This is a genomic window from bacterium (assembly GCA_024226335.1).
Taxonomy (GTDB): domain Bacteria; phylum Myxococcota_A; class UBA9160; order SZUA-336; family SZUA-336; genus JAAELY01.
The window spans coordinates 12699-32830 of record JAAELY010000157.1; the positions used below are offsets into that span (position 1 = coordinate 12699).

The 20132-nt window shown below is 61.7% G+C and carries 21 protein-coding genes; 16 read left to right on the forward strand and 5 right to left on the reverse strand.

Translation table 11 applies throughout. The features are described from left to right. Window positions 1-50: 50 nt before the first annotated feature. Window positions 51-401, forward strand: coding sequence for a TIGR02266 family protein (locus tag GY725_07450; protein MCP4004014.1), 351 nt, complete (start codon window positions 51-53; stop codon window positions 399-401). 51 nt (window positions 402-452) lie between these two features. On the opposite strand, the gene GY725_07455 is transcribed toward GY725_07450, so the two are convergent. Further along, window positions 453-893 carry a single-stranded DNA-binding protein gene (locus GY725_07455; GenBank protein ID MCP4004015.1) on the reverse strand — a complete coding sequence of 147 codons (441 nt, stop codon included), beginning with the start codon at window positions 891-893 and terminating at the stop codon, window positions 453-455. Window positions 894-1156: 263 nt separating this feature from the next. Here GY725_07455 and GY725_07460 point away from each other — a divergent pair, with 263 nt between their 5' ends. From GY725_07460 to GY725_07515, 12 genes are all read left to right on the forward strand, one after another. Further along, on the forward strand, window positions 1157-1963 hold the full coding sequence (locus tag GY725_07460; protein ID MCP4004016.1) for an undecaprenyl-diphosphate phosphatase: 807 nt from the start codon (window positions 1157-1159) through the stop codon (window positions 1961-1963). Then, on the forward strand, window positions 1956-4256 hold the full coding sequence (locus GY725_07465) for a DNA translocase FtsK (GenBank protein MCP4004017.1): 2301 nt from the start codon (window positions 1956-1958) through the stop codon (window positions 4254-4256). Before GY725_07460 ends, GY725_07465 begins: the two co-directional genes overlap by 8 nt. Beyond that, on the forward strand, window positions 4225-4920 hold the full coding sequence (locus GY725_07470; protein MCP4004018.1) for an outer membrane lipoprotein carrier protein LolA: 696 nt from the start codon (window positions 4225-4227) through the stop codon (window positions 4918-4920). Before GY725_07465 ends, GY725_07470 begins: the two co-directional genes overlap by 32 nt. Window positions 4921-5127: 207 nt before the next feature. After that, window positions 5128-5571: a hypothetical protein gene (locus GY725_07475; GenBank protein ID MCP4004019.1), complete on the forward strand. Its 444-nt coding sequence runs from the start codon at window positions 5128-5130 to the stop codon at window positions 5569-5571. Beyond that, on the forward strand, window positions 5568-7388 hold the full coding sequence (gene arc, locus GY725_07480) for a proteasome ATPase (protein MCP4004020.1): 1821 nt from the start codon (window positions 5568-5570) through the stop codon (window positions 7386-7388). The genes GY725_07475 and arc overlap by 4 nt, the downstream gene beginning before the upstream one ends. A 61-nt stretch (window positions 7389-7449) precedes the next feature. Continuing rightward, window positions 7450-8934 carry a proteasome accessory factor PafA2 gene (locus GY725_07485; protein ID MCP4004021.1) on the forward strand — a complete coding sequence of 495 codons (1485 nt, stop codon included), beginning with the start codon at window positions 7450-7452 and terminating at the stop codon, window positions 8932-8934. A 45-nt stretch (window positions 8935-8979) separates the two neighbouring features. Further along, window positions 8980-9210 (forward strand): ubiquitin-like protein Pup, encoded by a 231-nt coding sequence (locus GY725_07490; GenBank protein MCP4004022.1) that lies wholly within the window; start codon window positions 8980-8982, stop codon window positions 9208-9210. Continuing rightward, window positions 9146-9994 carry a proteasome subunit beta gene (gene prcB, locus GY725_07495; protein MCP4004023.1) on the forward strand — a complete coding sequence of 283 codons (849 nt, stop codon included), beginning with the start codon at window positions 9146-9148 and terminating at the stop codon, window positions 9992-9994. The genes GY725_07490 and prcB overlap by 65 nt, the downstream gene beginning before the upstream one ends. Beyond that, entirely contained in the window at window positions 9995-10678 is a 684-nt protein-coding gene (prcA, locus tag GY725_07500) for a proteasome subunit alpha (protein ID MCP4004024.1), read from the forward strand. 2 nt (window positions 10679-10680) lie between these two features. Further along, complete coding sequence (locus GY725_07505) at window positions 10681-12087, forward strand: proteasome accessory factor PafA2 family protein (GenBank protein MCP4004025.1); 1407 nt, start codon at window positions 10681-10683, stop codon at window positions 12085-12087. A 6-nt stretch (window positions 12088-12093) separates the two neighbouring features. Continuing rightward, a complete protein-coding gene (locus GY725_07510) occupies window positions 12094-12444 on the forward strand; it encodes a hypothetical protein (protein MCP4004026.1) in 351 nt (116 codons plus the stop codon). Window positions 12445-12665: 221 nt separating this feature from the next. Next, window positions 12666-13700 carry a rod shape-determining protein gene (locus GY725_07515; protein ID MCP4004027.1) on the forward strand — a complete coding sequence of 345 codons (1035 nt, stop codon included), beginning with the start codon at window positions 12666-12668 and terminating at the stop codon, window positions 13698-13700. A 74-nt stretch (window positions 13701-13774) separates the two neighbouring features. Here GY725_07515 and GY725_07520 read toward each other — a convergent pair whose 3' ends face one another. The 4 genes from GY725_07520 to GY725_07535 form a co-directional block, all read right to left on the reverse strand. After that, window positions 13775-14374: an SCP2 sterol-binding domain-containing protein gene (locus tag GY725_07520; protein MCP4004028.1), complete on the reverse strand. Its 600-nt coding sequence runs from the start codon at window positions 14372-14374 to the stop codon at window positions 13775-13777. Between the two features lie 33 nt (window positions 14375-14407). Continuing rightward, window positions 14408-15457 (reverse strand): endolytic transglycosylase MltG, encoded by a 1050-nt coding sequence (mltG, locus tag GY725_07525; protein ID MCP4004029.1) that lies wholly within the window; start codon window positions 15455-15457, stop codon window positions 14408-14410. Continuing rightward, window positions 15454-15873, reverse strand: coding sequence for a Holliday junction resolvase RuvX (ruvX, locus tag GY725_07530; GenBank protein MCP4004030.1), 420 nt, complete (start codon window positions 15871-15873; stop codon window positions 15454-15456). Before ruvX ends, mltG begins: the two co-directional genes overlap by 4 nt. Before the next feature lie 87 nt (window positions 15874-15960). Beyond that, window positions 15961-17508 (reverse strand): HEAT repeat domain-containing protein, encoded by a 1548-nt coding sequence (locus GY725_07535; GenBank protein MCP4004031.1) that lies wholly within the window; start codon window positions 17506-17508, stop codon window positions 15961-15963. Window positions 17509-17732: 224 nt separating this feature from the next. Here GY725_07535 and GY725_07540 point away from each other — a divergent pair, with 224 nt between their 5' ends. The 3 genes from GY725_07540 to thpR are packed head-to-tail and all read left to right on the forward strand — an operon-like array spanning window position 17733 to window position 20121. Next, window positions 17733-18197 (forward strand): phosphatidylglycerophosphatase A, encoded by a 465-nt coding sequence (locus GY725_07540; GenBank protein ID MCP4004032.1) that lies wholly within the window; start codon window positions 17733-17735, stop codon window positions 18195-18197. Continuing rightward, complete coding sequence (locus tag GY725_07545; protein MCP4004033.1) at window positions 18194-19525, forward strand: competence/damage-inducible protein A; 1332 nt, start codon at window positions 18194-18196, stop codon at window positions 19523-19525. The genes GY725_07540 and GY725_07545 overlap by 4 nt, the downstream gene beginning before the upstream one ends. Next, entirely contained in the window at window positions 19522-20121 is a 600-nt protein-coding gene (gene thpR / locus GY725_07550) for an RNA 2',3'-cyclic phosphodiesterase (GenBank protein MCP4004034.1), read from the forward strand. The genes GY725_07545 and thpR overlap by 4 nt, the downstream gene beginning before the upstream one ends. Window positions 20122-20132: the final 11 nt, after the last annotated feature.

A 20132-nucleotide genomic window follows, 5' to 3' on the forward strand; every position in this document is an offset into this window, starting at 1 on the left:
CTCAAGTTTGCCGACACCCCAGACGATCCATGAAAAGTCGGAGGTGTCCCATGTCATCCAGTACTGGCTCGAAAGCCGATCGTCGTCATTCGGAACGCGCCGCAATCAAGATTCCGGTCGACTACTCCGGGGTGGACGCGTTTTTCAGCGAGTTCGCCTCGAACATCAATGAAGGCGGCCTCTTCATCGAAACCGAAAGTCCCGTCGATCTCGGCGAGGTGGTCAGTCTGCTGATTACCCTGCCGACACTCGCCGAGCCCGTTCAGCTCGAGGGTCGCTGTGCCTGGATCAGCGACGGCAAGGCGGACTCAGCACCCGGGATGGGTGTGGAGTTCCTCGATATGTCAGGCGAAATCAAAGACCTGCTGGACAAGGTAGTCCGCCAACTCCGCCGAGACTGATCCCGCGTTCGCCCAGTCCCAGACCGGATTTCGCTAGAAGGGCGGATTTCGCTAGAAGGGGATTTCGTCGTCCGAGGCTCCGGCCGAGCCGCTCATCGGGTCTGCGCCGCTGCTACTGGCTCCACCCTGCGCTGGGCGGTAGTCGCCTCCGCCGCTGTCTCCCCGCCGGCCGAGCATTTGAAGGTCGCGCGCCACGATTTCGGTGGTCCAGCGCTTATTGCCTTCTTTGTCTTCCCACTCTCGGGTCTGAAGCTTGCCCTCGATGTAGACCTGCTTGCCCTTGGCCAGATACTCGCCGCAGATCTCGGCGAGGCGATCCCAGGCCACGATCTTGTGCCATTCGGTCTTTTCCTGGTTCTCGCCGCTCTTGTTCTTGTATTTCTCCGTGGTGGCCACGGTGAAATTCGCGACGGCCGTGCCCTGCTGCGTGTAGCGCAGTTCGGGGTCACGTCCGAGATTGCCGACCAGGATGACTTTATTGATGGCTGCCATTAGGGGGATTCCTCCGGGATAGCGGGGGGCGAGAACCGACAAATTAGCACAGCAGCGACGGAGCGCGGGCCGAAACGACCCCGTTTTAGCGAAGCGCAAGAGATCATCGCTGCCTTCCTGCCCCCGGCTTCTTGCGATCCGGCCCCCCGTTTCCGAACCTGACAGTCCCTCCGAAGGCGAACACTCGCCGTAGCATCCAGGAATATCCGCGAGCGAGCGCTCTGGTCGCGCCGTTCCCCCGGCAACGGGCTGCGAGGAGGACTTTGACGGTATTTCAAGCGCTGGCACTCGGTGTCCTCCAGGGTGCGACCGAGTTCCTTCCAGTGTCCTCGTCCGGGCACCTGGTTCTGGCGGAGAGTCTGCTTCCGGGCGCGGAGCAACCGGCCCTGTTGTTCGACACGATCCTGCACCTGGCAACCCTGCTGGCGATCGTGTTGATCCTGCGCCGGCGAATCCTGCATCTGCTACTCGCAGCCTGGTCTTTTGTATCCCGGCCCGCCGAACTCGACGGAGCCGTGCGGACCGATCGTCGCTGGTTATTGCTTCTGGCCCTGGCCAGCGTGCCGACCGCGATCATCGGTCTGGCGATGCGAGGTCTGGTCGGAGCGGCTCGCGAGCATCCCAGCTGGGTCGGTGCAGCACTGCTCGTGACTGCAGTATTGCTTCTGCTTTCTGAGCGGATGGGAAGACGCGAACGAAGCGCAGAGAGTCTTGGCGTGGGCGATGCGCTTTTGATTGGAGTCGTACAGGGTCTGTCCGTCATGCCGGGCATCTCGCGCTCGGGCTCTACGATCGCGGCTGCGCTGTTTCGCGACGTCAATGCGGCGACGGCGGTCGAGTTTTCGATGCTGGTCTCGATTCCTGCGATCGCGGGTGCAAACTTGTTGGAGTTGATGAAGGGAGGGACCGGCGCGATCGAGGTCGTTCCTTTCGTAGCCGGTTTTGCGGCCGCGTTTGTGACCGGTGCATTTTCGTTGAAGGCGTTGCAATGGCTAGTTGCGGAGCGCCGGTTATTGCCTTTCGCTGTGTACTGCACTCTGATTGGTTTGGGGGCAATGGTTCTTGGGTAAATCTGTTAGGAAGACGAAGTCGAGCCGCTCCACCGCGCGCAAGGAAACGCAGTCACGCGTCCCCGGGCGCATCGAAGGTGAAGCGATCGCGATCGCCCTGTTCGCCGTGGCCGGCTTTCTCGAGGTCAGCTTGCTGACCTACAGCCCGGCCGATCCCGCGTGGGCTTTTGGGCAGAGCGTGGAGAACCGCTGCGGCCCGGTCGGCGCACTGATCGCGTTCGGTCTGGCGGGAACCCTGGGTTATGCATCGCATATGCTGCCGATCGCTTCCGTCGTGGTCGCCCTGCGCTATCTGCGCGGCCTCCCCCTGCGGCCGCGTTGGATTCCGCTGCTCGCCTGGGGCGTATTTGCGATCAGTCTGGCCGCGAGCTTCGAGATTCTGCGACACGCGTTTCCCGAAATCGTGTCGGTGTCCGCCGGTGGGGCGATCGGGGTGGAACTGGTCGCTCTGCTTTCGAAGGCGGTCTATCTGGCGGGCACGAGTCTGGTGCTCGGCATTACTTCGCTGCTCAGTCTGCTGGTCGCCACCGGGATTTCGCTGCGCGATTCGTGGTTGACGCTGCGGCGCGGTTTTCGCGCGGTCGGTCGCCAGATCGGCCAGCTCGTGCGCGTCACTCGTGCGCGCGTGGCGCGAAGACTGGAGAGTTATCGCGAAGCGCGGGAGGAAGCTCTCGCACAGAAACACATCGAAACGCCTTCGACGATGCCGAAGGTCGAGAACAGACCTCTTCCGCATTCCAAGACCCCCGTACAAACGGCCGGAGTACCGGAGGTGGTCGAACACAAGATCGTCGTGCACCGACCTGCCAAACAGGAGACCCTGCCGTTTGACGATCGCGCGCGCGGCGGGCCGTTCAAGCTACCCGACCTCGAGATTCTGGCACAGGGACCGGAGTCGAGTCCGAATCTGGATCGGGAATTCCTGATCAAGAACTCGCAGATCCTCGAAAAGAAACTCCTGGACTTCAGTGTGAAGGGCCGCGTGGTCAAAGTGCACCCGGGTCCCGTGATCACGATGTACGAGTTCGAGCCCGCTCCCGGAGTGAAGGTTTCGCGCATCGTGAATCTGGCCGACGACCTGGCTCTGGCGCTGCGCGCCATGTCGATCCGCATCGTCGCACCGATTCCAGGCAAGAACGTCGTCGGCGTAGAGGTTCCGAACGCCGAACGCGATGTCGTGGTGATTCGCGACAGCCTCGCGCATCCGAGCTACCAGGAAGCGGAATCGAAGCTGACGATTGCGTTGGGCAAGGACATCTTCGGCAACCCGGTCTGTGCGGATCTGGCATCGATGCCGCATCTGCTGGTCGCTGGAGCGACCGGAACGGGAAAGTCGGTTTTCCTGAACGGACTGTTGAGCAGCATCTTGTTTCGCTCCACGCCCGACGACGTGAAGCTGCTTCTGATCGATCCAAAGATGCTCGAGTTCTCGCTCTTCCGCGGTATTCCACATCTCATTTCGGAAGTCGTCACGAATCCGAAGCGCGCTTCGGCCGCCTTGATGGGCGTAGTCAACAAGATGGAAGAGCGCTACGAACTCATGGCGAAGCGTGGCGTGCGCAACATCAAGCAGTACAACAAGCTGATTGCGAAGGAACTCGCGGCCTCGCGACCCGCGCCCGATGATGACATCGTGCCGCGGCCTCTTCCGTACATCGTCGTCGTGATCGACGAACTCGCCGATCTGATGATCGTCGCATCGCGCGACGTCGAAGAATCGCTCATGCGCCTGGCGCAAATGGCGCGCGCAGCCGGTATTCACCTGGTACTCGCCACGCAGCGGCCGTCCGTCGACGTTCTGACGGGTATCATCAAGGCAAACTTCCCGGCGCGAATCTCCTTCCAGGTCAGTTCCCGTACCGACTCGCGAACGGTTCTGGATGCAAACGGTGCAGAGCGGCTGCTTGGAATGGGCGATATGTTGCACACGCCGCCGGGCAGCTCGAAGATCGAGCGCATCCACGGGCCGTATATCTCCGAGAAGGAGGTCAAGGCGCTGACGGACTTCCTGCGCACTCAAGGTTCCCCAGAATTTGACTCGAACCTGGTGCGTCTGACCGAGGAGAGCGAACGCAAAGAAGAGCGAGGCGAGGACTACGACGAGTATTTCGACGAAGCAGTCGATATCGTCGCTCGCCACCGAATCGCTTCGATTTCCTTCATCCAGAGGAAGCTGAAGATCGGCTACAACCGGGCGGCTCGCATCGTCGAACAGATGGAGGCCGATGGGATGGTCGGTCCGCAGGAAGGGACCAAGCCCCGTGACATCTTCGTCCGGCCACCTGAGGAATAGGTTTTCAATCCGCCTCGGGTTTTTCGCACTTGCGCTATTTGCTCCCGTCCTGCTGGGCAACGGACCCGCGACCGTCGAGAGCGACGCCGAGGTGATCGCAGAACTCGACGCAATACAGACTCATTACCGCGGAGTTCGCGATCTTCGCGCGGATTTCCTGCAGCGGAGTACGAGCGCAGCGCTGGGAAAGACCACCGAGTTGCGCGGCAGCGTTCTGGTCCAGCGTCCCGGCAAGATGCGCTGGCAGTACGCGCCGCCCGACGGGCGCATCATCGTTCTCGATGGCCAGTCGATCCGGATTTTCGATCCCGAAGACAAGCAACTACAGATCGCTCCGATGTCCGAGGGGACCGTTTCGCCGACGGCGTTGAGTTTCCTGATGGGCGACGGAGTATTGCGCGAGATCTTCAGTGCCGAGCGCATCCTCGCCAAACAACGCCCGGAGATCGGATTGCGACTGACATCCAGGGACGACGCGAGTTTCGAGGTGCTCGAGCTCTGGGTCGACCCAAAGACGCACGAGATGCGCGAGTCGGGTCTCGTCGACCTCTTCGGCAACGAGACCCGGTTGGTATTCGAAGAGATGACCGAGAACGGGGGGGCCGAGCCCGCAGAGTTCCAGATTCGGGTCCCCGACGGCACCGAGGTCATCGATCTGCGTTGAACTCCCCCGTTGTTCATTCCGTCGAACCCTTCAGAAAACGGAAGCCGAGTACCCAAATGGTTCCTCAGAACACCTCCGCGGTACGCAGCCCTCACCCCAAGGCGCCGGACTCTCGACACAAGCCCGTCAATGAACTGCCGGAATCCAGCTGCGCATTCTGTGACGCACCAGGGCCTGATTCGAGGTGCGAGATTCTTCCGGAACTTCTTGGAATACAAGGGCTTTCTGCCCACGATGGGTGCGGCTCCAATTGAAAAGGCGAATCGTTTTGGTACAGTCTACTTCCGATCTAACTGGGCGTTTTCATTAGTGATTCTTGAATTTCAACCGCTTGGGGATCTCGCCGGGATCCAGTCGTCGCCGCCGTTGATGTGCGCGCTCCCGTCGGCAATCGCTGAATTTCCGGTTTCCGTTTTCGTTCGACCCGCAATGGAATGCTCGATTCCATCGGTTTTTCAGGTAGATAACGATTTCGCAGAACTAAGTGTCGTCGAGCACGACAGGCATCCGAAGCGCGCATGGCGACTGAGCGCAACCTCCCGGTCGGCCGTAACTCCCCTTTGGTATGTCGATTGCAGCACTGGGGACCCCGCGGCGCATGAAATCACCGCGGGTCTGTTGGGATTGTCGAAAGGCGAGGAAGGCGAATGAGCGAGTCTGGATCTGGTTCGGGTAGACGAGGCTTCGTGCGCGACGTAATGAAGCGCATCTCCACGCGAGGGGGCGAAGGCGAAGACAATCCGGTGCAGAGCGAGGTGGACGACCTCGAAAGTCTGCGCGACGCACTCCGCTTCCTCGGACCTGAGGCCAGCGATCTGACGCGGCGAGTCGAGCGTGTCTTGATGGAGTACGAACTCCTGCGCCAGCGCTACGATCGCGCGCGCCAGCAGGTGTACGACGCCGAACAGCAGAATGAGAAGCTGGTCGGAACTCTGCAGGACGCGAAGCAGCAGATCGATCTCCTCAAGCAGGAAGTCGACAAGCTGTGTGCTCCGCCGAATACCTACGGCTTGTTCGAGCACGCCAACAAGGATGGCACAGTAGAAATCAACGTCGACGGCAAGATGATGCGTGTGAACGCGGATCCGAACGTGCGCACCGACGAACTGATGGAAGGTCAGCTCGTCGTGCTGAATGAGGCGTTCAATATCGTCGACTCGACCGACTTCGACCACCGCGGTGAGGTGATGCAGGTTTCGGACGTGCTGCACGACGGCCGTTTGATCGTGCTCGGCCATGCGGACGAGGAGCGCGTGATCAGTCTCAGCCAGCCGATGCGTCGCGAGAAGCTGAAGGCGGGCGACAATGTGCTGGTCAATCCGCGCACGGGTTTCGCCGTCGAGAAGTTGCCGAAGTCGACCGTCGACCAGGTCATGCTCGAAGAGGTTCCCGACGTCACCTACGAAGACATCGGAGGCCTGGGCGATCAGATCGAAGTACTACGCGACGCGATCGAGTTGCCATACCTGCACGCAGACGAGTTCAAGCGCTACGACCTGTCGCCGCCCAAGGGTATCCTGCTCTACGGACCTCCGGGCTGCGGCAAGACCATGATCGGCAAAGCGGTGGCGAACAGCCTCGCGCAGCGTATCGCTGAGGTTCGCGGCGGGGAGGCGAAGAGCTATTTCCTGAACGTGAAGGGCCCGGAGCTGCTCAATAAGTACGTCGGTGAGACGGAGCACAAGATCCGAGAGGTCTTCAAGACCGCTCGAGACAAGGCGGAAGAGGACGTTCCTGTCGTCATCTTCTTCGATGAAATGGACTCGCTGTTCCGCATGCGCGGCTCTGGCATCTCCTCGGACATGGAAGCGACTGTCGTCGCGCAGTTCCTGTCGGAGATCGACGGCGTCGAGTCGCTGCGCAACGTCATCGTGATCGGCGCGTCGAACCGCCAGGATCTGATTGACCCCGCAGTTCTGCGTCCAGGGCGCCTCGATCTGAAGGTCAAGGTGCACCGCCCGGAGCGCGACGGTGCTCGTGAGATCCTGATCAAGTATCTGACCGAGAACCTGCCGTTCCACGAAGACGCGAAGAAGCGCTTCGGCGACGATCCGGGTGCAATCGTGCGCGGGCTCTGCACGGATACGATTGATTCAATGTACGGCGAGACCGAGGAGAACAAGTTCCTCGAGGTCACCTATGCCAAGGGTGAGCGCGAGATCTTCTACTTCAAGGATTTCTCCAGCGGCGCCATGCTGCGCAATATCGTGGACCGCGCAAAGAAGCGGGCCGTGAAGCGCGCCATCACCAATGGCGACGGCGGAATCCATATCGACGATATGCTCGACTCGGTTCGGGACGAGTTCAAGGAGAACGAGGATCTCCCGAACACGACGAACCCCGACGACTGGGCTCGGATCTCCGGACGCAAGGGTGAGCGCATCATCAACGTGCGCACCTTGATCAGCGGAATCAACCGAAACGAGCGCTCGATCGAGACCGTCGGAGGATCCGGTCAATATCTCTAGGCGAGCAAGGTCCGGTGGGCGGCCTCGGCTAAAGACCAGCTAAGGCGAAGACGGGAGAAGAATGCCACTTCCCAGTGTACTGGGCACGGAAATCGAGTATGGGATCACAGTCCAGGGCGACCCGGACTTCGATCCGATCTCGAGCTGCGTCCTGCTGGTCAATGCCTATCACGACCACGACGACGCGCAGATCCTCTGGGACTACGACCAGGAGAATCCGCTGGCCGATGCGCGGGGATTCCAGGTAGAGGGTGAACGACACACACCCAACCAGCAGGAGAACATCGCTCGCAACAAGACATTGCGAAACGGTGCTCGCTTCTATGTCGACCACGCTCATCCGGAGTACTCGACTCCCGAAGTGACCAACGTCCGCGAAGCGATCGCCTACGAGCGCGCAGGTGAGCGGACCATGGAACTGGCCCGCCGCGCGGCTACCGCACTGCTCCCGCCGGGTCAGCAACTCCTGATTCACAAGAACAATAGCGACCGCAAGGGCAACTCGTACGGCAATCACGAGAACTACCTGATCAATCGTCGTACACCCTTCAAGGAAGTGGTCGAGCACTTCACGCCATACTTGGTCACGCGCCAGATCTTCTGCGGATCGGGTAAGGTCGGCAGCGAAAATCGCGCCATGCAATGCGACTATCAGATTTCGCAGCGCGCAGATTTCTTCGAGACCGAGGTCGCGCTCGACACGATGGTCAAACGACCGATCATCAACACACGCGACGAGCCGCATGCCGACCGCGAGAAGTACCGGCGCCTGCACGTGATCGTCGGCGACTCGAATATGTCCGAAGTTTCCACGTACCTGCGCGTGGGCACCAGTGCGATCGTCCTGGCGTTGATCGAAGACGGTGTAATCGATCGCGAGATGGCGATCAGTGAACCCGTCAAGGTGATCAAGGAAGTCTCGCACGATACGGCGTGCAAGCGCGAGTACTCGATGGAGCGAGGCGGTCGCATGACCGCGGTGCAGGTCCAGCAGGAGTATCTGGAGCTGGCGCTGAGCTACTACAGTTCGCGCGAGATCGACCCGGTTACCAAGGACGTGTTGGCCCGCTGGGAATCCGTGCTCGAGAAGCTGGCCGACGATCCATTTCAGCTGGATCGCGAGGTCGACTGGGTGATCAAGCACAAGATCATGCAGAGCTACATGCGCCGCCACTCGGTCGACTGGTTGCATCCGCAGATCGCCATGCTCGATCTGCAATACCACGATGTTCGCCCGGACAAGGGACTCTGTTTCCTGCTCGAGCGCCGCGGGGAGATCGACCGTATCGTCGAGAATGAAGAGATCGAGCGCGCGATCATCGAACCACCGACCGACACACGGGCCTACTTCCGAGGAGAGTGCATTCGCCGCTATCCGGAAGCCGTGTTTGGTGTGAACTGGGATTCCATTTCATTCAACGTAGGTGATGAACCCATCAAGCGGATCCTGATGAACGAACCGCTGAAGGGAACCAAGGCACACGTCCAGGAGCTCCTCGATGCGAGCACGAGTGCTGAAACCTTGGTTCGGAATCTGACGTCGTAATCCTTTTAGGAGGCTCACATGAAAATCATGAAGAGGGCACAGGCCATGGGTTATTCGATACCCGGCGCGGCCGGAGACCAGTCCCAGAAGCAACGTCAGGGCGACGGCGATTCCGGAGATGAGGCGTCGGCCGACTCGGGCGGAAGCAAGAAGATGGCCAAGAAGGGCGAGGATCTGAAAGAAGAGATGGACAGCTTGATCGATGAGATCGATGAGGTCCTCGAAGAAAACGCCGAAGAGTTCGTCAAGAACTACGTTCAGCGCGGAGGCGAGTAAGCCTGTGTTCAAAGGTCAGACTTACACAGGGGCGAGCTTCTACGAATTCTTGAAAGCCGATGCCCCCGGGTTGATTCCGGACTTCGGCAATATGGACTGGACCACCGTCGAGCTTCCTCACGGTACCACCGTACTCTCACTGACCTACGACGGCGGTGTGTTGATGGCGGGTGACCGTCTGGCCACTGCGGGTCACGAGGTCGCGACGCGCGACATGGACAAGGTCTTTCGCATCGATCACACCTGCATGATGGCGATCGCCGGTGCGGCGGGTCCAGCGATCGAGATGGTGAAGATGTTCCAGCTCGAACTCGAGCACTTCGAGAAGCTCGACGGACAGGAACTCACCTTCGAGGGCAAGGCCAATCGTCTCAGCTTCCTGTTGCGCCAGAATCTGCCGGCAGCCATGCAGGGGCTGGCCGTCATGCCTCTGTACGCAGGCTACGACCACGATTCCGACAAGGGCCGGATCTACAAGTTCGACATCACCGGTGGTCGCTATCGGGAGACGGACTTCTACGCAACCGGTTCCGGTGGCAAGGACGCGCGCTCGAGCTTGAAGCGGGCCTGGCACAGCAATCTATCCAGAGAGCAGGCCACCGAGATTGCGATCGAAGCGCTCATGGAAGCCGCCGACGAAGATACCGCGACCGGTGGTTTCGATATCTCGCGCGGGATCTACCCGATCGCGAAGTTCGCAAATAAAGAAGGCGCAGTGGACGTTCCCGAGGCAGAGGTCCTCGCCGCCCGCGAGCGCATTCTCGCACGTCGAGAGGCCGCCTAGATGAGTACACCGTTCTACGTTCCACCCGAACAGCTCTACCAGGAGCGCGCAGAGTACGCGCGCAAAGGGATCTCGCGCGGTCGTCCGCTCGTTGCGCTGGAGTACGAACTCGGCGTGGTGATGATGGCCGAGAACCGCAGTGCAAGTCTGCGGAAGCTCTCCGAGATCTACGATCGCATCGCGTTTGGCGGTGTGGGCAAGCTGGACGAGTATGAAAACCTGCGGAAGGCCGGGGTTCGCTATGCGGATCAGCGCGGATTCGCGTTCTCGCGTGAGGACGTTTCCGCCAAGGGTCTGGCGAATGAATACTCCACGGTGCTGGGTTCGGTCTTCACGCGGGAGATGAAGCCCTTCGAGGTCGAAGTTCTGGTGGTCGAGGTGCACGATGACAGCAGCACCTTCTTCCAGATTCGGTACGATGGAAGCATGATCGACCACACTCACTACGCCGCGATCGGCGGAGATGGCGACAAGCTGCTCGATATGCTGGCGACCCGCTGGAAGGCGAGCATGCCGCTCGACGAGACGGTTCTTCTGGGTCGGGAAGCGCTTTCCGGTAACGGCTCGGGTGTGGACGATCTGGACGAGAAGAGTCTCGAGGTTGCGGTCCTGGATCGCACGCAGACCGGTCGCAGATTCAAGCGCCTCAAGCCAGAGGAAATCAAGAGCCTCCTGAGCGGATAGTTATGCAGAAGCGGATCTACGGGCTAGAAACGGAGTATGGGATCATCTTCACACCGGAGGGTCGCAAGACTCTGCCGGTCGAGAAGGCGATCCGCTTCCTTTTCGAAAAGCTCATCACCACCGAACACTTCCTGAACGTGTTTCTGGAAAACGGTGCCCGCTTCTATCAGGACACGGGGTGTCACCCGGAGTACGCGACGCCCGAGTGCGCCAGCCCGCGCGATCTGGTCATTTTCGATCGCGCCGGTGAGAGAGTTCTCGAAGATCTGCAGTTGTATGCGGAAGAGAAGATTCGGGAGGAACGCGTCCCGGGCAAGCTCTCTATCTTCAAGAACAACACAGACTTCGTCGGCAATAGCTATGGCTGCCACGAAAACTATCTGGTCGATCGTGACGTCGACTTCTACTACCTGGCCGAGCAGTTAATTCCGTTCCTGGTTACCCGCCAGGTTTTCTCCGGCGCAGGCAAGGTGTTTCAGACCCAGGACGGCGTTCACTACTGCGTCAGCCAGCGTGCCCAGCACATCTACCAGAAGATCTCCGGTACCACGACCAACGATCGCTCGATCATCAATACGCGCGATGAACCGCACGCCGATCGCGAAAAGTACCGACGGCTGCACGTAATCGTGGGCGATTCGAACATGTCGGAGTACACGAACTTCGTGAAGATCGCGACCTGCGCGGTCGTTCTCCAGATGATCGAGGACGGCTTCATCAATAAGGAATTGACGCTCCGCCACCCGGTGAAGGCGATCAAGGACATCTCGTACGACACGACCTGCAAACGCAAGGTGCGTCTGGAGAACGGACGCGAGTACTCGCCGATCGAGATCCAGCGCGAGTATTGTGAGATGGCCCAGCGCTACATCGAGCAGGCTCCGGTCAGCGATCAGATCCGAGAAGGTGTGGAGCAGTGGGCGTACATCCTCGACTGCCTCGACGACGATCCCGAAAAGCTCGACCGGAAGATCGACTGGGTGATCAAGCGCAAACTCCTGCGCCAGTACATCAAACGACACAACATCTCGTGGCATGATCCACGCGTGTTCATGATCGATCTGCAATTCCACGACATCAGGCGCGATCGCGGCTTTTTCTACCTGCTCGAGCGCCAGGACCACGTGGATCGGCTCTATTCCGATGCCGAGATCGAGAAGGCCAAGACCGAACCGCCGCAAGACACCCGCGCGCGCATGCGTGGCGACTTCATCAAGCTCGCTCGGCAGAACAATATCCAGTACGACCTGGACTGGTCCAATATTCGACTGGGCAATCTCTTGAACGTGCGCGTGATCTGCAACAACCCGTTCGAGACCGATACGGAAAAGGTCACCGAACTGGTTCGCACGATCCAGAAGACCAATCTGCGCCGGACTTCGCTCTCAAAACTGGTCATCCAGAGCTGACTTCGTATGTCTGCTGATCCGAAGCTTCGCGCCGTTCCCGAAACCCCCGAAGAGCGTCTCGTCTTCGAACCAGACGAGCCTGGAAACACGGAGACGCCCAGTCGGATTCCCGTGTTGCTTGGCCTGCTGTTGGCGGTCTGTATTGCATTGCTGATCTGGAGCCGCATGGAACTCGCCGATGGCGCCGCCCAGATCTCCTCGCTCGAAAACCGCGTGGGCGTTCTGGAAAACACGGTGAGCGAACGCGACGCCGAGATCGCCGCACAAAAAGATCGACTGTCTGACGTAAGAACGCGTGTACAGGGACTCCTGTCCCTGCTCGACGCGCCCGTCGGCTCCCGACCCTCGAAGCCCTAGCCCTAGCCCTAGCCCGCACTCGCACCGCCTCGCTTCGCGCCGTGGCGATCAATGCGCCGAGCCCGTCCCGAAGCCCTGCTTCGGCGAGCGGCACTTCCCGGCGGAAGGCCGCAGCATTGCTTCAGGATCCGCTCCTGTCTGCCGATGTATTGCATGCGTGCACACACAGGACCGGTGGGTTCGCGTATGAGCGCGTGGCTAGCTGATATCTCGGAGAGACAATGATCTTCAAATGGTTCGCAGGCTTGTTCTCCAACGATCTCGCGATTGATCTCGGCACCGCCAATACGCTGGTGTACGGGCGTGATCGCGGGATCATCTGCAGTGAACCTTCGGTGGTCGCAGTCGCCGACGGGCCCAATGGAACACGTCGTGTGCTGGCCGTCGGTAGCGAAGCCAAGGAGATGGTCGGTCGCACGCCCGGGAGCATCAAAGCGATCCGTCCGATCAAAGACGGAGTGATCGCCGACTTCGAAGTCACCGAAGCGATGCTGCGCTACTTCATCCAGAAGGCGCACAATCGCCGTCGCCTGGTTCGCCCGCGCATCGTCATCTGTGTGCCGCCTTGTATCACGTCGGTGGAAAAGCGCGCGGTTCGCGAGTCGGCTAGCTCGGCGGGTGCGCGCGAAGTCTTCCTGGTCGAAGAACCCATGGCCGCCGCGATCGGTGCAGGTCTGGCCGTGACCGAACCCACCGGAAATATGGTGATCGACATCGGTGGCGGAACGACCGATGTCGCCGTCATCTCACTGGCCGATATCGTGACCTCCAGTTCAGTACGCGTCGGCGGCGACAAGCTCGACGAGGCGATCATCCAGTTCGTCAAGCGCAAGCACAATCTGATGATTGGCGAGCGCACCGCAGAGATCATCAAGATTACGATTGGCACCGCGCTCGGTCAGGGTCCCGCGAAGACCATGGAGGTCAAGGGCCGCGACCTGGTCGCCGGTGTTCCGAAGATGGTGGTCATGTCGAGTGAAGAAGTGCGCGAGGCGCTCACGGAGCCGATTCACCAGATCGTCGAAACCGTGAAGCATACGCTCGAGCGCACGCCTCCGGAGTTGTCTGCGGACATCGTCGATCGGGGCATCGTGCTGGTTGGCGGCGGTGCGTTGCTACGAGACTTCGACCAGCTTCTGCGAGCCGAGACCAAACTGCCGATCGTGCGCGGCGACGATCCGTTTACGGCTGTGGCCATCGGCGCGGGCAAGGCTCTGGATTCTCTGGAGTTGTTGCGCGACGTGGCGATGGACTAGCTTCGAGGTTCGGTCCCGCTCAAGGGACCGTTGCGCGATCCCGGCGTTCGAAGCTCAAAGAGTACGAACGCCAATCACTCCGGAGCCATGATGGCCATGGCCATCTTCATGGGGACTTCGACGTCGCCTTCCATTTCCAGCTTTCCCGTCATGAAAGCTCCCTGCAGGTCGAGTTCGCCTGAGATCAGCTGCTGAAACTCTTCTTCGGGAATCGAGATTGTCGTGAGCGGATCGGGCACGGGCGGAGCGCCGAAGTGGATCGTGACGCCCCAGGCATCGTCGCCGGTGACCTGGACGCGCATCGTGCCTTCGATCTCCTTGAAAACCTCGAGCCGGGACGGTGTCAGGACGAAGTCCGGTGTTCCACCGACGCCACCAAGCAAGGCCATGGGGGACGATCCGACGCTCGCTTCGAGTTTTCCGCAGTCGCTGGTGCCCATCTGCATCGACAGCAAAACGTCGGGCTCCGCGATGCTGGCCGTGGTCATCTCGCCGTTTCGCACCAGAAGCTGATAGCTGCCCGCGTCGGGCACGAGGATGGCCAACGAGAAGTTAGCAGTGCGCATTTTTTCGAGTAGCTCGGCACCTTCGGGACCGCAGTCGAGCTGCTCCTGCAGGCGCCGGTTCCAGGCTTCGGGGACCATCTTCTTGAAATACTCGCTCGGCTCCGACATGCGCTTCTCCTCCTGGGGATTCCTGAGAGACTCTCAAGAACCCGAGCGACGTCTCCGTTGGTAGCGGTTCACCGCCTGGTTGTGCTCGTTCAGGGTTCTCGAGAAGACGTGAGTCCCGTCGTTGCGGGACACGAAGTACAGATAGGGTACATCGGCAGGGGCCAGGACCGCACGGATCGATTCGATCGTGGCGCTCGAGATCGGGCCCGGTGGCAGTCCCGAGCGTGTGTAGGTGTTGTAGGCGGTGTCTTCCCTGAGGTCGCGATTGCGGATGTCGCCGTCCCACTCGCCCCGGGTGTTCAGGATGCCGTAGATCACCGTCGGGTCGGACTGCAGGCGCATGCGCTTGCGCAGGCGATTGTCGTAGACGGCGGCAACCAGCGGGCGCTCAGCGTCGACGGCGGTTTCTTTTTCGACGATCGAGGCAAGCGTGAGGATCTGGTGAAGATCGAGTCTCGACGCGGCGATGGCCGCGCGATCTTCATCGCTGAAGCGGCTTCTGAACTCTTCGAACATCCAGCTAACCACTTCCTGGGCCGGGGTCCCGCGGCGGAAGCGATAGGTCTCGGGGTACAGATAGCCCTCGAAAGTCGCGGCGTTCACGCCGAGTTGCTGGGCGAACTGAGCATCCTGGGCCTTTTCCAGAAAAGCGTCTGCGCTGGTGATCTCGGCGGCCTGCAGCCGCTCGGCCACTTCGTCCAGACGCAGGCCCTCGGGGATGGTGACCGGGTGGGTCTTGACGGCTCCGGTGACCAGTTTTTCCAGGATCAAACGCGGCGTCATGTTCGCCGCCAGGTCGTATTCGCCGATCTTCACGTCGCGATCCAGTCCGGCGTAGCGCGCATAGGCGACCAGCACACCCGGACCGAACAACGTGCGATCGGGCAGTAGATCCCGGGTCTGCAGGCGATCGGCGATCGAATGCAGCGACTCGCCCGCCCGTACGACGAACACGTGCTGGGTCGCATTTTGACCGGCTGCCACGTCGAGACCGTTCAGGCTGAAGCGCACGACCCCGAGCAGCACCAATACGGCGACCGCGGCGACTCCGCTCGCAATCCAGACTGCGGTCTTGCCGTTCACCTGGGGTTCCGCTCGATGAACGATCGCAAGAGCAGGGAGGCCGCGATCGGATCGACACGACCGCGACGCTTGCGGGACGACATACCGGAGTCGGCCATCGCGCGCTCGGCCTCGGCCGAGGTCCAGCGCTCATCCTGATACTCGACGGCCACACCGGTCGCACTCGCCACCCGTTTGCCGAAGCGCTCGGTCAGTTCGACCTGTGGCCCGCGGCTTCCGTCCAGATTCAACGGCAGTCCGATCACGATCCGATCCACGCCGTACTCCGTGACCAGTTCGCGGATGCGGGCTATGCCCATGGCGCGGTCACCGCGCGGGCGTTCGATCGTCTCGAGCGGTTGCGCGAGGGTTCCGGTCGGGTCGGTGATGGCCACGCCGATCCTGCGCTCTCCGTAATCCAGGGCCAGGGTTCGCACCCGGCCACGGTAGCAGAACGCGCTTCAGCTTCCGCCCGCCGCCAGTGCCGGAAGCCTGTTCCGGTGGTCTTCACGGCCCTATCCTCTTCACGGCGTTGCCGGGACAACCATCTGCTCGAGCGCAGCCTCGCACAGCCGCCGCACGTCGCCGCCGCCGTCGCGCAAGTACGCGGTCAGCACCCGCCGGGCCTGGTCGCCACCGATCCGGGCAATCGCCTGGGCCGCAAGCGCCTGGCGCTCCCGCAGGCGTCTGCGCTGAAGCAAGGCATTCTGCCCGAGCACCTTCTCCAGCACCGAAATCGCACCTGACCCTCCAATTCTGCCGAGGCTTTGGATGGCCTCTCGGCGGACTTCCTCGGAAGCACCGCTGTGATCGTCGAGTGCCGCCGCCAGTGCCGGGATCGCGCGACTTCCGCGGGCCCTTCCCAGGGCGGCGGCGGCGGCCACGGCCAGGCCCGGTTCGGGACTGGCCAGAGCCTCGATCAAGCCATGCAGGGCCTTTTCGCTGCCGATCCGGGCAAGTGCGCGCGCACCCTCGCGGCGAATTCGATTGTCTCGACTGCGCAGGCTGTTGAGTAGGAACTCGACCCCTTCGGGATTCTGCATCTCGCCCAGCAGACGCGCGGCGCGGCGTGCACGTTCCGGTTCCGTTGTGGAGAGTTCTTCGACGACGGCGGGCAAGGCCTGTCCGCCCATCGCGATCAGCACTGCGGTTGTCTGCCCCTGCGTGTTCGAACCCACCTGGTTCAGCCGTCGCAACAGGTGCGGCACCGCGCTCGGGCCGATGCACATCAAGGCCTGGGTTGCCTGCACGCTGGTAAGGCCTGAGGTCGCGCAGGCCTGCCCGAGCAGGAACTCCATCAGGGACGGATCGCGTGCCAGTGCGCGCAGGCGCTCCGCGGCTTCGCGGCGGATCTCGTTTTTGTGCAGGCGGCCATCGGCGTGCCGAGCGAAAACCAGCATTGAGCGGTACGCATCGATGCGATCGCCGTGGCGCAGCATCGCGGCGACGGTGCTGCCGATTTCCGCGGCCCGTTTCGCGTACTCCAGTGGGTCCTCACAGATCTCGATCTCCGCCAGCTGGCGTACCAGCATCACGGTGTCGTCGCTGGAAACGGGTGTTTCGACCGGCGCTGCCTTTTCTGCCGGTTCGCTTTCCGTCGTCGGCTCCGCACGAACCGGACTCGCGAGGGCGATCCCCTCGTCGGGTTTGGGTTCCAGCGTCGTCACGTTGAAGACCCCTGCATCCTCCAGGCCCTGCTGAAAGCCACCAATTGCGAGCAGGCTCTCCGGATCCATGACCAAGACTTCCACCAGCGCCGCGAGTTCGCCGGCCTCGAGTTCTGGCAGGACTCGCAGGCGCCTCACCCGGCGAACCAGGAGCGCTCCCGCGAGATCGTCGATGCCCGGCCCGCGCATTTCCCCGCCCTTGGACAACACGAAACTCGCCTGACGGAAACTCAGGTCGATCCCATTCATGTGGACCAGAGCTGCCAGCCAGAGCCCAGTCATGTGTTCGAGCGCATCGCGCATGGCCGGATGCGTTCTCGGGTAGAACTCGCGCGCGCGTACCGAGCGAGCGAGTTCCAGAAGCAGCGGTGAAACGCTCTCCCGGCTGGGGCTGGCCTGACTCATGCGTCTCCGGTGACAAGATTGGACGAAACGGGCAAATGAGCGCCATGCGAAGGCCGCAGATGGCGCAAGGGTCTCGTGACGCAAATCGGCCTTTTCGGGCCCGGACCTTAGGGCGCGCTGTTGCGCGTGACCGATGGATATTCTTTCGCTATATTTTCGCCTGGTTGACGCCCCGGAAAGCGCTGACTACCTTGCGCGAGAGTGGCAGAAGTACTTGAATTACAATGAGAATTTTCATTCTCTTTCTCGCGTCGGCGGCTGGGACCGGATTCCTGCCGGTCGCCCCGGGGACCTGGGGCTCGCTGTTCGCGGTGTTTCTGTTCGTCCCCCTTTCCAGTCTCGCGCCACCGAGTTATCTGCTGGCCCTGGTCGGCACAGCGGTCGTTGGGGTCTGGTCGGCCCAGAGGGCGGAGAGTTTCTTTGGCCGGCACGACGATGGCCGGATCACGATCGACGAAGTCGCCGGTCAGCTACTGGCCCTCGCCTTCTTGCCTCTCAGGCTCGACGTAGTCTTGTTGGGCTTCGGTTTGTTTCGCTTGTTTGACATCTGGAAGCCGCCGCCGGTGCGTCAAGCCGAACGCCTGCCCGGGGGTTTCGGCGTCATGGCCGATGACCTCGTCGCGGGTGCCTACGCGAATCTGATCGGCCAGATCGTCTGGCGCCTCGGATTTCCCGAAGGCCTGCTATGACGCAGTCTCGCGAGGCCGCGTGGATCGTGACGATTGGCGACGAACTGCTGCGCGGTGAGATCGTAGATTCCAACAAGTCCGTGCTCTCAGAGCGTCTCTTGAGGCTGGAAATCGAGAGTGCACGACACGTCACGGTTGCTGATGACGCGGCCGCAATCCGCGAGGTGCTGCGCGAGGCCGCCTCCCGCGCGCGCATCGTTCTGGTTTCCGGCGGTCTCGGGCCGACTCGCGACGATATTACCTCGGAGGTCGCCGCGGCCAGCTTCGGCCGCAAACTCGTGCGCGATCCCGAGTCACTCGAGCACATCAAGGGATTCTTCCGCCGCTTTCAGCGCGAAATGGCCGAGAACAACGCGAAGCAGGCCGATTTCCCGGAGGGCGCAGAGCCACTGCCCAACCCCGCGGGGACCGCACCGGGCTTCATGCTCGACGTGGATCCCGTGACGGGCGCCGCCGGTTCTGCGGATCCGACGCTGCTTTTCTTCATGCCGGGCGTCCCGCGGGAACTCTACCGCATGGTCGATGAGCAGGTGCTGCCGCGCATCGCCAGTCGGATCGATCGGCGCGGCGTCGTTCGCGCGACCCTCGTGCGTACCTTCGGCCAGGGTGAATCGAATCTCGATCGCATCCTCGACGATCTGGCTCGCGACGATCCCGACACCGATATCGGTTTTCGCACCCAGTTTCCCGACAATCTGGTGCGGGTCCGCGTGCGGGCCGAAAGTGCTGCCGATGCTGAGGAAAAGTTGCGGAGCGTGCTCGACGAAATCGCCGGACGCCTGGGCGACGTCATTCTGGGAGAGAGCGATCGCTTCATGCACGAAATCGTCGGCGAGCTTCTGCTCGAGCGAGACAAGACGCTGGCCGTGGCCGAATCCTGTACGGGAGGACTGATCGCGAGCCGTCTGACCGACGTGCCCGGAAGCTCTGCCTATTTTCTGCAGGGCGTGGTGGCCTACGCAAACGAGGCCAAGGTGCGCGAACTCGAGGTCGATGCGGCCACGCTCGAACAGCACGGTGCCGTCTCCGAGCCCGTGGCCCGGCAGATGGCCGAGGGCGTGCGGCGGCGTTCGGGGTCCGACATCGGGCTGGCGACCACCGGGATCGCCGGTCCAGGTGGCGGCACGCCCGAAAAACCCGTGGGAACCGTGTTTCTGGCGCTGGCGGATGCCGAGGGTACCGTCGCGATGCGCTACGACCTGATGAGCGAGCGCGCGCGCAACAAGGAACTCTCGGCGCAGATCGCGCTCGACTGGCTGCGGCGCAGACTGCTGGGTCTCGAAATCACGCGCGAGACCTTTCCCCGTCTGCGAGGGGCGCGCCCGTGAGCGAACCCCTGCGCACCTTTATCGCAGTTCCGCTGCCCGAGAGCGTGCGGGATTCCGCTGCTGAGGCGCTGGCCGATGCACGTGTCGCTCTTGGAGAGCGCGCGCGCTGGACGCCCGCCGAAAATCTGCACTTGACGCTCAAATTCCTGGGCGACGTGGATCGGGACCAGCTACCGAAACTGATCCAACGCCTGCAGGCAAAGCTCGCAGGTGTCGCGGTTTTCGAGGCGGCTCTCGGGGGACTCGGCGCATTCCCGAATGCGCGCGAGGCCAGTGTGTTGTGGCTCGGCGTAACCACGGGGTTGAGCGATCTGGCCAAGCTCGCGCGCAAGGTCGACGCCGCGTCGAAGGTCGTCGGTGTAGCTCGCGAGAAGCGGCCCTTCCGCGCCCACCTCACATTGGCACGTCTGCGCACACCCGAGCGGGTCGACGTTGAACGCATGAAAGCACCCGAAGAGGTCCCTTTCCGCGTTGAACAAGTCATACTCTACGAGAGCCGTCTCTCCCCCGACGGCGCTCGGCATGTCCCCCTCGCTCATCTGCCCCTCGGTGTAGATGACGAAGACCGAGCAATCGATTTCGCCCCAGAGATGTAGGAGAGAAACGC

Excerpts from the sequence above, each read along its gene's own strand:
- GY725_07450 (MCP4004014.1), top strand. The coding sequence starts at position 51 with ATGTCATCCAGTACTGGCTCGAAAGCCGATCGTCGTCATTCGGAACGC.
- GY725_07455 (MCP4004015.1), bottom strand. The coding sequence starts at position 893 with ATGGCAGCCATCAATAAAGTCATCCTGGTCGGCAATCTCGGACGTGAC.
- arc (MCP4004020.1), top strand. The coding sequence starts at position 5,568 with ATGAGCGAGTCTGGATCTGGTTCGGGTAGACGAGGCTTCGTGCGCGAC.
- GY725_07485 (MCP4004021.1), top strand. The coding sequence starts at position 7,450 with ATGCCACTTCCCAGTGTACTGGGCACGGAAATCGAGTATGGGATCACA.
- GY725_07490 (MCP4004022.1), top strand. The coding sequence starts at position 8,980 with ATGGGTTATTCGATACCCGGCGCGGCCGGAGACCAGTCCCAGAAGCAA.
- prcB (MCP4004023.1), top strand. The coding sequence starts at position 9,146 with ATGAGGTCCTCGAAGAAAACGCCGAAGAGTTCGTCAAGAACTACGTTC.
- prcA (MCP4004024.1), top strand. The coding sequence starts at position 9,995 with ATGAGTACACCGTTCTACGTTCCACCCGAACAGCTCTACCAGGAGCGC.
- GY725_07505 (MCP4004025.1), top strand. The coding sequence starts at position 10,681 with ATGCAGAAGCGGATCTACGGGCTAGAAACGGAGTATGGGATCATCTTC.
- GY725_07510 (MCP4004026.1), top strand. The coding sequence starts at position 12,094 with ATGTCTGCTGATCCGAAGCTTCGCGCCGTTCCCGAAACCCCCGAAGAG.
- GY725_07515 (MCP4004027.1), top strand. The coding sequence starts at position 12,666 with ATGATCTTCAAATGGTTCGCAGGCTTGTTCTCCAACGATCTCGCGATT.
- GY725_07520 (MCP4004028.1), bottom strand. The coding sequence starts at position 14,374 with ATGTCGGAGCCGAGCGAGTATTTCAAGAAGATGGTCCCCGAAGCCTGG.
- GY725_07535 (MCP4004031.1), bottom strand. The coding sequence starts at position 17,508 with ATGAGTCAGGCCAGCCCCAGCCGGGAGAGCGTTTCACCGCTGCTTCTG.
- GY725_07540 (MCP4004032.1), top strand. The coding sequence starts at position 17,733 with ATGAGAATTTTCATTCTCTTTCTCGCGTCGGCGGCTGGGACCGGATTC.
- GY725_07545 (MCP4004033.1), top strand. The coding sequence starts at position 18,194 with ATGACGCAGTCTCGCGAGGCCGCGTGGATCGTGACGATTGGCGACGAA.